This is a genomic window from Desulfobacter curvatus DSM 3379, from assembly GCF_000373985.1.
GTDB classification, from domain to species: Bacteria; Desulfobacterota; Desulfobacteria; order Desulfobacterales; family Desulfobacteraceae; genus Desulfobacter; species Desulfobacter curvatus.
Genome location: NZ_KB893099.1, coordinates 17,503 through 28,975 on the forward strand (window position 1 = coordinate 17,503; position 11,473 = coordinate 28,975).

10 protein-coding genes and 1 tRNA gene are annotated in these 11,473 nt (G+C 47.2%); 6 read left to right on the forward strand and 5 right to left on the reverse strand.

Translation table 11 applies throughout. The annotated features are described in order from the left end of the window. Positions 1 to 29: 29 nt before the first annotated feature. Both B147_RS0122065 and B147_RS0122070 read right to left on the reverse strand, forming a co-directional pair. Positions 30 to 1,742, reverse strand: coding sequence for a long-chain-fatty-acid--CoA ligase (locus tag B147_RS0122065; protein WP_020589383.1), 1,713 nt, complete (start codon positions 1,740 to 1,742; stop codon positions 30 to 32). A gap of 305 nt (positions 1,743 to 2,047) precedes the next feature. Beyond that, complete coding sequence (locus B147_RS0122070; protein WP_020589384.1) at positions 2,048 to 2,710, reverse strand: TIGR04211 family SH3 domain-containing protein; 663 nt, start codon at positions 2,708 to 2,710, stop codon at positions 2,048 to 2,050. 159 nt (positions 2,711 to 2,869) lie between these two features. On the opposite strand from B147_RS0122070, the gene B147_RS0122075 reads away from it, so the two are divergent. Together B147_RS0122075 and B147_RS0122080 are read left to right on the forward strand one after the other, a co-directional pair. Then, entirely contained in the window at positions 2,870 to 4,312 is a 1,443-nt protein-coding gene (locus tag B147_RS0122075; protein WP_020589385.1) for a DNA integrity scanning protein DisA nucleotide-binding domain protein, read from the forward strand. Positions 4,313 to 4,321: 9 nt separating this feature from the next. Next, the gene (locus tag B147_RS0122080) at positions 4,322 to 5,323 is read left to right on the forward strand and encodes a glycoside hydrolase family 3 N-terminal domain-containing protein (RefSeq protein WP_020589386.1); all 1,002 of its coding nucleotides are present in this window, start codon (positions 4,322 to 4,324) and stop codon (positions 5,321 to 5,323) included. On the opposite strand, the gene tsaD is transcribed toward B147_RS0122080, so the two are convergent. Further along, positions 5,320 to 6,330: a tRNA (adenosine(37)-N6)-threonylcarbamoyltransferase complex transferase subunit TsaD gene (gene tsaD / locus B147_RS0122085; protein WP_020589387.1), complete on the reverse strand. Its 1,011-nt coding sequence runs from the start codon at positions 6,328 to 6,330 to the stop codon at positions 5,320 to 5,322. The two genes, B147_RS0122080 and tsaD, sit on opposite strands and share 4 nt — an antisense overlap. A gap of 23 nt (positions 6,331 to 6,353) precedes the next feature. Then, complete coding sequence (purM, locus tag B147_RS0122090) at positions 6,354 to 7,397, reverse strand: phosphoribosylformylglycinamidine cyclo-ligase (RefSeq protein WP_020589388.1); 1,044 nt, start codon at positions 7,395 to 7,397, stop codon at positions 6,354 to 6,356. Between the two features lie 175 nt (positions 7,398 to 7,572). On the opposite strand from purM, the gene B147_RS0122095 reads away from it, so the two are divergent. The 4 genes from B147_RS0122095 (at position 7,573) to B147_RS0122110 (ending at position 10,698) form a co-directional block, all read left to right on the forward strand. Next, on the forward strand, positions 7,573 to 8,886 hold the full coding sequence (locus B147_RS0122095; protein ID WP_020589389.1) for a homoserine dehydrogenase: 1,314 nt from the start codon (positions 7,573 to 7,575) through the stop codon (positions 8,884 to 8,886). A 104-nt stretch (positions 8,887 to 8,990) separates the two neighbouring features. After that, positions 8,991 to 9,596, forward strand: coding sequence for a bifunctional phosphoserine phosphatase/homoserine phosphotransferase ThrH (gene thrH, locus B147_RS0122100; protein ID WP_020589390.1), 606 nt, complete (start codon positions 8,991 to 8,993; stop codon positions 9,594 to 9,596). Further along, positions 9,597 to 10,562 carry a D-glycero-beta-D-manno-heptose-7-phosphate kinase gene (gene rfaE1 / locus B147_RS0122105; RefSeq protein WP_020589391.1) on the forward strand — a complete coding sequence of 322 codons (966 nt, stop codon included), beginning with the start codon at positions 9,597 to 9,599 and terminating at the stop codon, positions 10,560 to 10,562. A 59-nt stretch (positions 10,563 to 10,621) separates the two neighbouring features. Then, positions 10,622 to 10,698, forward strand: a tRNA-Met gene (locus B147_RS0122110). A gap of 401 nt (positions 10,699 to 11,099) precedes the next feature. Here the strand turns inward: B147_RS0122110 and B147_RS33260 are convergent. Beyond that, entirely contained in the window at positions 11,100 to 11,231 is a 132-nt protein-coding gene (locus B147_RS33260; RefSeq protein WP_020589392.1) for a hypothetical protein, read from the reverse strand. Between the last annotated feature and the right edge of the window lie 242 nt (positions 11,232 to 11,473).

The window sequence follows — 11,473 nt, forward strand, 5'->3', positions numbered from 1 at the left end:
ATATATTCGAGTTGGTAGTAACTTCAAAATTAAATATTCACTGAAAATGGTGATTGTTTATTGTATTCTTTCGTCCTTAATTTTTTTTTCAAAATTTTTCCTACATCGGATTTGGGCAGATCTTTTCTAAACTCCACGACCACCGGCAGTTTGTATTTGGCAAGCTTAGTACCGCAATAGTCAATGACTTCCTTTTCAGTCATTGTCTCTCCTTGTTTAAGGATGACAAATGCTTTGACGGCTTCACCGCGTTTGGGATGAGGGATACCAATGGCACAGGCCTCAAGGATTTTTGGATGCTCAAACAGCACTTCGTCAATATCCCTTGGGTAGACACTGTAACCGCTGGAGATAATCATATCTTTTATTCGGTCAACAATATAGAAATAACCGTTTTCGTCCATTTGAGCAATGTCCCCTGAGCACAGAAAGCCGTCTTGGGTGATGGTCCTGGCCGTAGCATCCGGCTGGTTTAGATAGCCTTTCATGACCTGGGGTCCTTTGATAAGAAGCTCTCCGGGCTCTCCTATGGGCATCTGCCTGTCACGGTCTTCAAGGTCCACAATTTTGCAGACCGTGTCTGGGATGGGGAGCCCTATACTGCCCACAACCCGTTTGCCCTGGAAGGGGTTGACATGGGTGACCGGCGTGCATTCGGTCATACCGAATCCCTCCACGATAATTGAGTCGGTTTTTTTCTGAAAGTTATTGATGATATCCAGCGGAAGGGGCGCAGATCCGGAAAAACAGGCCTTTATTGAGCTTAGATCGAGTTTTTTCATATCCGGGTGCTCCAATATGCCGATAAACATGGTGGGCACCATGGGAGCAAAGGATACCTTGAATTTAGAGATGGCTTCCAAAAGCGGCTCGGACTGGGGTTTGGGCACCAGTACATTTCTCCACCCCATTTTGATGGCATAGTTCATGGATGTGGACATGCCGAATACATGGAAAAAGGGCAGGGCACCCAGCATGATTTCCCGGCCTTTCACAAATTCGGGGAACCAGGCTTCAAGCTGCTGGACCTGGTAAGATAGATTTCGGTGGGTGAGCATGACACCTTTGGACGCCCCTGTGGTACCGCCGGTATACTGGTACATGGCCACATCGTCCATGGTGGCATCCGCCCGGCTTGTATCCGGGACGTATTGTGCAATTACATCTTTGAATTTATACAGATCGGGTGCAGGGGTAACTTCTTTGACCAGCCCTTTTCTGGCGGCTGCCAGGGGGAAAAACAAGCGTTTTACCAAAGGAAGATAATCACCGATAGAGGTATAAACAATGGTCGTAATATCTGTTTTTTTTCGTAATTTTACCATGCGGTCTGCTAAAAGATCCAGTGTGATCAGGCATTTGGCGCCTGAATCCCTGAACTGGCGCTCAAGTTCTCTGTCTGCGTATAGGGGATTATGAAATACAACAATACCGCCAATTTTTAATGTGGCATAATAAGCGACCACACAGGGGATGACATTGGGCAGCAAAATGGCCACACGGTCCCCTTTTTTTATGCCGAATTTCTTCAGGGCTGCGGCAAATCTGCAAACGGTGTCATTGAGCTGTGCAAAGGTCATGGCATATCCATGGCAGATTAGCGCCGGGTTGTCGGGAAAGGTTTTTGCTGATAGCTCAAGATACTGGGGAATCAGAATGTCCTGATAGTCAACGTGCCGGGGAACACCTTGGGCATAAGATTCGGTCCAGATTTTTTCCCCATAAGCGCTTGCGTCAGACAAGGCTTTCTCCTCTGAATAACGGCCATAGCCGACCTGGTCTATCGGACACCCGGAGTCAACCCACAACAAACCATGAAAGTAACTCAATCATGGCCGTTATTGTAACTTTCATATAAAGAAAGATTAAAATTTAAAAGAAAATACAAAGCATGAATAGTGCAATAATTGATAGAAAGAAATGAATTGCCCTGTCAAGAAAAAAAGTAAGGAAACATTAAAATATGTTAAATTTTGTAAAAGAAGGAGCTTCTCTACAGCAAACTTTCATCATACCACATAGTGTTTTGGGGAACGAAGGTGTAAAATCAGTCAAGCAATGAGCTTGAACCACCGTGCCTGGAAGATATACTCAGGCCAATAAGCCAGCCAAGGAGAAGCACGCCTACACCGGCTATAAACCATTTAATCATGCCGGTTTTAAACAAAAAATCGTTTTTCCCCTTTTGTTCGGCAAGTGTGGCGGACAAGGATGTGTTCTGTGTTTTGAGACGTTCGTTTTCCTCTAAAATATCGGTTATATTGGCAGAGGCGGTCTTAAGCGCAGTATATTTTGATTTTAAGGTTTCAAGGTTTTGGATCAGGGTCTGGTTCTCTTTTTTAAGCTGTTCCATAACAACCTGATCTGCCTCTTCCGATAATGCCTTTATTTTTTCTTTAAGGGCAGCATTTTCGTTTTTTAACCGGGTTATGATTATTGATTTGGGAGGATCTGTTACGATGTAGCTTTTGTCCACCCATCCCTGTTCTCCGGATGAAAGTGCCACCTTAAGGTAACCGTTCTTTTCTTCAATTATGGTTAAAGGGGTGTCGCTTTTTAAGGCTGAGAGCACAGGGTAGCCCGGGCCGGGTCCCTCCCTGAATGTGAGAATGAGCATATCAGAGACATACGCGGTCTGGGCATGGCATAACGCTGTAGTTCCCATAACAATTAGAACAACCGCACAAATCCGTGAAAAAAGTTTCATCATTATTCATTGCCTCCTTAACAGTTTTTAGTTAATTATCAGTCCTTCCCTTTTTTTACAACACCCGGCATGTAAAAAAAACTTGCCAAACCGCGTGGAACATGGGATCAATCATTACTCCCTGTCATTAATTACAGTCTGTTAAATTAAAACGGTCGGCGTATGAATCAGGACTCTTTCAAGAAATTGTGTATTGCCAATATCCTTAACGGGGTGTCTGACGGGTTGCGCATGTATTCCAATCCCAGTCGTGTTGCCCTGCTGTTTGCACCGGGCCCGGATGAGCCTGTGCAGGTATTTGACCCCCAGGATCTTTTGTTCGGGCATGAAACAGTACTTAATGAAGTCTTTCTTGTCAACGAAGAACGCTGGCGGCAGCAGATTGCGGAGCAGATTGAAGGCCAGCCTAAAGGCTATCTGATCCCCCAGGAAACTCTGGGTTTGTCCGGACTTATTGCGTTTGCAGGTGCAAGCAGTGAATTTTTTTACCAGGTCTGGTTTACCGAACACCATCCTGACATGTGTTCCATCAAACCAACGGAAAAATGGCTGGAGCAGGCGGCTTCCCTGCTTGTCCATGATTATACCTCGGGCAATCCGCCCATCAACTGTTCGGATTATGTGGTTAAAAATTATGCACTCCAGGCCATAGCCGATTATATGGTGGATGAGCGCAACAGTCATCTGGGGTATGATACCAAAATTCAGATCCCAACGATCCTGAACTATATTCTTTCCATTTCAAAAACCAGAGAAGAAGGGGCCTGGGCAAGGGGGGTTCTGTTTTTTACGGACCCGGTCAATATAGATGCCATTGATTTTTTAACCATGTTTCGGCGTAATGAAAGACCGGTAATTTCCAATATCAAGCACATCAGAAAACTTCTTGTCAGTGTAGAGCGCTCAAATCGTAAACTGGTTTCCGACGGCAATTATGTGGTGGGGATCACATTAGCCCCTATCCCTGAGTATGCAATTATAGCAGATTTCAGAGGCGATCACGGCTTTCTGGGTCTGGGTACCCAGAAACTTGCCTCATTTTGTGACGGCAATTTTTATTCCACCACCAGGGAAAATAAACTGGTGGAGTTGGAAGAATTGCTTTTAGATTCACAGCTTGATATCGAAACGGCGGGCACCCTGTTCAGTGTCGTTTCCGGGTTGATACACCAGGCAGGACATTCACATTTCGGCAGTACCGTGGTCATTGATATGAACGATGAGCCACTGGTGCTGTCCGGTCATGTACTGGATCCCCCTTTATGCCTTCTGGATTCTGATAATTATAACCTGGCCGCCGCGTTCATGCGCATTGACGGCGCAGTTCAAATAACACCGGATGCCAAAATCCGGGGATTCGGATGTCTTCTGGACGGGCAATCCGTTACCTGGGAAAACATGGCCCGGGGTGCCAGGTACAACTCTGCATTGAGATTTTCCGCCACAACATCAAAAGTGATTGTGGTTGTCGTTTCTGCTGACAGACCGATCTCAATAATTTATAACGGTATTGAATTGAACGGCATATCAAGGTGGAAACCCATTTACCAGTACATGCCGGAAATATTTACCCTTGAACAGCATTTGCATGGCGTGCAGATATGATGATTTGTTATGACTCAATTTGATTTTCAATCACTACCGGACCTGGCCGGCCAGCGTCTGATGTTTGGGTTTGACGGCCAGACCCTTAATGCTGAATTAAAACATCTGATTAAGGAATACAGAGCCGGGGGAATAATTCTGTTTCGGCCGAATATCGAATCGGCAGACCAGTTGCGCCGCTTGTGCACGGATGCCCGAAAATATGCACTGGATCAAGGTTTGCCGGACCTGTTTGTTGCCGTGGACCAGGAGGGCGGACAGGTGGCAAGACTGCGCAACCCCTTTTTCACTGAGTTTCCCGGCAATCCCCATATGAAAACCCTTGAAGACGCCTGGGAATTTGCCCGGATTACAGTATCAGAGTTATCTGACATGGGTATTAACATGAATATGGCCCCGGTGATGGATGTGGCCCCGCCGGATATGGATTCCATTATGAAAGACCGGGTCTTTACAGGGGGCCCAGACCGTGTTGCGGAACTGGGCACTGCGGTGATCCAGGGGCTTCAAAAGGGTGGGGTTATGGCTGTGGCCAAACATTTTCCCGGCATCGGCAGAACAGTAAAGGATTCTCATTTCTTTCTGCCTGAACTGGATGTGGAATTGTCCGACTTAACACAGACGGATCTGGTTCCTTTTGAAGCCGCAAAAAAAGCGCGGGTTTCAGGGATTATGTTGTCCCATATCATGTTTCCCAAACTGGACCCGGACTGGCAGGCCAGTTTGTCAAAGAATATTGCCTACGATCTATTGAGGGTGGATATGGGATATCAGGGCATTGTCATGACCGACGATTTGGACATGAAGGCCATCCGTCACGATATGAATACCTGTATTCACAGAATCATGACTGCACAAATCGACATGGCGCTTGTCTGCCACACCGGACCCAATATTGCCGAAGCCAGGGACGCTGTGATAGGATATCTTGAAACGGACAGAGACTTGTTTGAATCAGGCCGGACCTGTGTGAAAAGGATTTTAGCGGCAAAAGAAAGGTTTCTTGTTTAAAGTTTTACCCTGGAATAGACATCATCTCCCAGTCCGCAGACCTGGTTGTCCCGGATCATTTCCCATCCCCTGGCTGCAATCATGGCAGCATTATCTCCGCATAGGGCCAAGGGGGGAGAAAATACGTTAATTTGATGCTGTTTAGCCCTTTTAGAAAGGATATCAACAAAGGTTCGGTTGGCGGAGACCCCGCCTGCAATACCGATGCAACGGCAGTTTGTCTGTCTGGCTGCCGCGATCAGTTTGGTGGACAGGACATCAATGACAGCCATTTGGAACCCGGCTGCCACATGGGCCAGCCGATCTTCGCTCATATCCTGATCCATATCAGGGTTTTCATGCAGGTGCCGGGCCACCGCCGATTTAAGTCCGCTGAAACTGAAGTCAAAGTTGTCTTTCTTAATCATGCTTCTGGGGAATTTGATTTTTTCAGGATCACCCTTTTTTGCCAGGGCTTCAATGGCAGGCCCCCCCGGATAGCTTAGCCCCATCATCTTGGCCACCTTGTCAAAGGCTTCTCCTGCCGCATCATCCCGGGTCTGGCCCATGAGGCTGAATGTGCCGGGTTCGTTTACATGATAAATATTGGTGTGCCCGCCTGACACCACAAGGGAGATGAATGGAAAGCCGGGGGGGGGATTCAAAAGCTGTAAAGAGCAGATATGGGCTTCAAGGTGATTAACCCCGGCCAGGGGAAGATTTCGTGCCCAGGCCAGGGCCTTGGCATAGGAAAACCCCACCAGAAGTGCGCCGATCAATCCAGGACCCTGGGTGGCGGCAATGCCGTCAATGTCATCCAGGCTGACACCGGCCTGCGCCAGGGCCTGGTCCACCACCGGGTCTATGGCCTCAAGGTGCATGCGCGATGCAAGTTCAGGCACCACTCCGCCGTATATGGCATGGGTGGATATCTGGGAAGAGACAATAGAAGAGCGAATACGCGCACCATCCTCCACGACGGCTGCCGCAGTTTCGTCGCAGGAGGATTCAATCCCGAGAATGAGCATGGGTTTAATTTCCGGCAGGGGAATCAGACGTACTGGGTCTGGTTCTCGTTGTTTTCCCTTTCCAGGATTTCACCTATCAAATAAGCACGTTCTTCCATGGCACTGAGTCTGTCCATGACTTCCTGGGCGGATTTTTCAGGGACAATCACCACCATGCCGATGCCGTTGTTAAAGGTTCTGTGCATGTCGTGTTCCGGCACATTACCTTCCTGCCGGATGATGTTGAATATGGGAGGAATCTGCCATGATCCGTTGTGAATAATGGCCTTGCATGCCTGGGGGATGACCCGGGTGATGTTTTCATCTATGCCGCCGCCGGTGATGTGAACCAGCCCGTGAATAGGCAGGTCACGCATCAGGCTTAAAATAGTGGATACATAAATGATGGTGGGTTTGAGCAATTCTTCTCCAAGCGTGCCGTCCAGATCTTCCAGACGAGTATTGACGTTATACCCGCATTTATCAAAGAAAACTTTGCGCACTAAAGAAAATCCATTGGAATGAACCCCTGAAGAGGCTATGCCGATAAGTTTGTGCCCTGGACGGATGTATGAGCCGTCAATGATTTTATTATTATCAACAATGCCGACGGAGAAACCCGACAGGTCATATTCGCCTTTTTGATACATGCCGGGCATTTCAGCGGTTTCGCCGCCGATCAGCGCACAGCCTGACTGGGTGCAACCTTCGGCAATACCTGAAATGATTTTTTCAGCCACGCTGTTGTCCAGTTTGCCCATGGCAAGATAATCCAGAAAGAATAAGGGCTTGGCCCCTTGGACAATGATGTCGTTGACGCACATGGCCACAAGGTCTATGCCAATGGTATCGTGTTTGTCCATCTGGAATGCGATTTTTAATTTGGTGCCCACGCCGTCTGTGGAACTAACCAGTACCGGGTTGGATATATTGGCCAGGTTTAAGGAAAAAAGTCCGCCAAAACCACCAATATCTCCCATTACACCGGTCCGTGGGGTGGATTTGGCAATATTTTTTATCCGGTCTACCAGCTGGGTGGCTTTATCAATGTCAACGCCGGAATCCGCATATGTCAAAGAGTCGTTCATCTTAATTATCTCACCTATGGCATCTTAATCTTAAAAGATTTGTTAATCCCTTTAAAGTCGTCAATCATACGCCCAAAGCCCGTAAAAAGTCAAAAGCTTTTTGACAAGGGAGGCCCGGATGAAGTATGAAGTGGGTGACTTTTAAACCCGGGACTATTTTGGAGAAAATATCTTCATGAAAACAATTCATATCGGCTTACTTGGATTCGGTGTGGTAGGGGCAGGCGTGGCAAAACTGCTCAAGGATAAAAAAGAATTACTCGAATCTAGGATCGGCGCCTGTCTGAATCTTAAAACCATTGCTGACCTTGATATTACAACGGATCGGGGGGTTGATCTGAGCGGTACCCAATTAACAACCGATGCCATGTCGATTATTAATGACCCTGACATTGACATTATTGTGGAGCTTATCGGCGGGCAAACCGTGGCCAGGGATTTCATTCTTAAGATTCTTGAAAACAAAAAGCATGTAGTAACCGCAAATAAAGCACTTTTGGCCGGTTTTGGTAATGAACTGGTCCGCATTGCCGGAAAGAATCAGGTTGATTTGGCGTTTGAAGCGTCCTGTGGGGGATGCATGCCTGTCATAAAAAGTCTGAGGGAATCCTTGGTCGCCAACGACATTAATGCCATGTGCGGCATCCTCAACGGTACCTGCAATTATATCCTGAGTAAGATGACCCGGGACGGATCCCAGTTTGAGGATGCCTTAAAACGGGCCCAGGAACTGGGTTTTGCCGAGGCTGAACCGTCCCTGGATGTGGATGGATATGATACGGCCCATAAACTTGCCATCTTAAGTGCCCTGGCCCATGGTATGGAAATTAACCTTGATGATATCCATGTAGAAGGCATCCGGAATATCGGTCCGGATGATATCGGGTTTGCCGGTGACTTTGGGTATACAATCAAATTGCTTGCCATCGGGAAAAAACATAAGAACCATGTCGAAGCCCGGGTGCATCCCACCATGATTCCCTGTTCCAATCCTTTGTCCCATGTGGATCATTCCATGAATGCCATTGCCATTGATGCCGACGCCACAGGTCGAACCATGCTTTATGGTCATGGGGCAGGCATGATGCCCACAGCTTCTGCCGTTCTTTCGGATATAGCTGATATTGCCAGAAACATTATTTCCGGCACCCGGCGCAGGGTCCCCACTTTGGGGTATCCCGAAAAAAATATTCGAAAAATACCTATTCTGCCCATGGCCCAGTTGTCCACCCGGTATTATCTACGCTTTGAGGCCCAGGATCATCCGGGCGTTTTGTCCACCATCTCAGGTGTTCTAGGTGAGAACGACATCAGCATCAAATCGGTCCATCAAAAAGGGCGCAATGCCGATGGTCAGGTTCCCATTGTCATGCTGACCCATCAAGCCAAGGAAAGCAGGGTTCAGGCGGCCCTTGGCCAAATTGCTCAAACCGACTGCGTGGTAGGCCAACCCGTTATTATCCGCATTGAGGATGATGACTCTGAGTAGGGCATGCATAACCGTGCCGTTGTATTCATGCCCGGTATCCGGGATAAAGGTAACAGCATCAATAGATTAAAAATAGATTAAACAAGACAAGAAGGGTTAAAGGAATGAAAATACTTGTTGCAGATCTGGAAGGGGTCTTTTTGCCTGAAATCTGGATCAATGTGGCGAAAAAAACCGGGATTGAAGAACTTAAACTGACCACCCGGGATATCAGCGATTATGATGTGCTCATGACAAAGCGTCTGTCCATACTTGATGAGCATAATCTGACACTTAAGGATATCCAGGATGTCATTGCAGGCCTTGATCCCCTTGACGGCGCAAAGCAGATGCTGGACTGGATCCGGAAGCGGACCCAGATCATTATCCTGTCCGATACCTTTGAAGAGTTTGCAGGGCCGCTTATGGAAAAATTGGATTTCCCTGCGCTACTTTGCCATAACCTGACCGTGGATGCAACAAACCGGATTACCGGGTATAATCTGAGGATCGATAATCAGAAAGCCAGGGCCGTCAAAGCCCTCCAGGGCCTGAACTATCATGTTATAGCATTTGGAGATTCCTACAATGATACCGGAATGATCCAGGCGGCGGACCAGGGCTTTTTCTTTAAGCCGCCGGAATCCATTACCGAGGATTTTCCTGATATTTCCATTACCCGCTCCTATGATGAGCTTAAAGACATGCTTACCAATCTTTTGGCAGATTGAATGATAGATATTGATAAATTTAAAGAGCTGCGGGTACTTGTCATCGGGGATTTAATGCTTGATGAGTACCTGTGGGGAAAGGTTGACAGGATTTCACCCGAAGCACCTGTCCCTGTGGTGGCCGTAGAAAAAATGAGTCATACACTGGGCGGGGCAGGCAATGTGATAAATAATCTTTCAGCCATGGGGGCAGAGGTTTTTGCCATGGGTACCGTGGGTGCGGGGCCGGCTGGCCGTGATGTTTTAAAAAAACTTGAAGCGCTGAACGTTGATGTCACAGGAGTGATCAGTGAACCGGACCGTCCCACAACACGTAAAACCAGAATTATTGCAGCCAGTCAGCAGATGCTTCGCATCGACAGGGAGGTCAAGCACCGGATCAGTGACCATACGTTTGAGACATTAACCCGGATCATTTCAGGTTACATCGACAAAATGGATCTTATCATAATTTCAGATTATGATAAGGGTCTGGTCACTCGTGAGCTTGTAGCCTCAATTGTTTATATAGCAAAGAAATCAGGTGTCATGACCCTGGCAGATCCCAAGTCCATGGATTTTTCCAAATACATGGGAGTGACCGTTTTAACCCCCAATAAAAAAGAAGCTGCAATTGCCGCCGGTATACAGATTGAAACACCTGAAGAGATGGATGAGGCTGCCGCAAAGATCATGACCCAGGCCGGGCTTGAAAAGCTTCTTATTACCTGCGGAAAGGCCGGTATGGTTCTCTATGAAACAGGAAAGCCGGCCGTCACCATTGCATCCAAGGCAAGGCAGGTCTTTGACGTGTCCGGGGCCGGAGATACGGTTATTTCTCTTTTGGGGCTGGGCTTGGCATCCGGCGCCACGTTTAAAGCGGCTGCCGGGCTGGCCAATCTTGCGGCTGGCATCGTGGTGGCTAAAGTAGGCACCGCAACTGCATCAATTGATGAGCTAAAACAGTGCATTATGACAAATGTTTGAGTTTTATGAAAAAATGCCTTGACTCAAAAGCGCCTTTGATCTATATTGGCTTTCGTTGTTGCGGGGTGGAGCAGTCTGGTAGCTCGTCGGGCTCATAACCCGAAGGTCATTGGTTCAAATCCTTTCCCCGCTACCAAGTAAATAAAGGCTCTCAGCGGTTTCGCTGGGAGCCTTTGTAGTTTGTTCCCCACACTATTCCCCACACCCAAGGCCATTTTAGATTATTCCCCACATGCTCCCCACAGTGAATATAGTCTAATGGATAAGACAGAAACACTCACCCCAAAAATGGGGAGACCTCCCCAGCAGTACCACGGATACAGGAGCTTGGCTTAATTTTCAGCCAAGCTCCTGTATCCAACCACCCCATAAATGCGGCGGTTATTTTTCCATCCAGGGTGCAATGATTTCCTGGTCAGATCCACGCCCCTGTTTTTGATCTGTAGTGCGTACTAAATCCCGTTACATATTTTTTGCATCCCGGGTGCAATAAGTCCATTCAGACAAACACCAAGTTAAATGGGATTCAGATCCCTTTTAAAGTCGGGGATTCTCACCTTTGGATTTTAATTCAGGAATAAGGTTGTTTAGGTCGGGTTCTTTGGATTTGTCTAACTCAGCTTGGAGGCGTTTATTTTCGTTTCTTGCATCCTCCAATTCTTTTGACATGGCTATGTTCCCTTTAAATGTTGAAACTCAATAAATGATTTCTATCTTTTGGATATACTCCAAGAAGGAGGAAATCATGAAAAATAAAGACTTTTCACAATTATTGCTTAAAATCACCGAAATGGATCATCGTCAACGAAGTAGCTTGCTGAATGCCCTTACATATCTCTCCGATGATAGTCAGGTTGTCGAATGTATTGAATCACATTTTGACGCAGACGGCAAATGTCCCTTCTGTAATT

Bases quoted from the DNA above. Each gene is read 5' to 3' on its own strand.
- tsaD (WP_020589387.1), bottom strand. From the start codon at position 6,330: ATGCTCATTCTCGGGATTGAATCCTCCTGCGACGAAACTGCGGCAGCC.
- thrH (WP_020589390.1), top strand. From the start codon at position 8,991: ATGAAAATACTTGTTGCAGATCTGGAAGGGGTCTTTTTGCCTGAAATC.
- B147_RS0122095 (WP_020589389.1), top strand. From the start codon at position 7,573: ATGAAAACAATTCATATCGGCTTACTTGGATTCGGTGTGGTAGGGGCA.
- B147_RS33260 (WP_020589392.1), bottom strand. From the start codon at position 11,231: ATGTCAAAAGAATTGGAGGATGCAAGAAACGAAAATAAACGCCTCCAA.
- purM (WP_020589388.1), bottom strand. From the start codon at position 7,397: ATGAACGACTCTTTGACATATGCGGATTCCGGCGTTGACATTGATAAA.
- B147_RS0122070 (WP_020589384.1), bottom strand. From the start codon at position 2,710: ATGATGAAACTTTTTTCACGGATTTGTGCGGTTGTTCTAATTGTTATG.
- rfaE1 (WP_020589391.1), top strand. From the start codon at position 9,597: ATGATAGATATTGATAAATTTAAAGAGCTGCGGGTACTTGTCATCGGG.
- B147_RS0122080 (WP_020589386.1), top strand. From the start codon at position 4,322: ATGACTCAATTTGATTTTCAATCACTACCGGACCTGGCCGGCCAGCGT.
- B147_RS0122075 (WP_020589385.1), top strand. From the start codon at position 2,870: ATGAATCAGGACTCTTTCAAGAAATTGTGTATTGCCAATATCCTTAAC.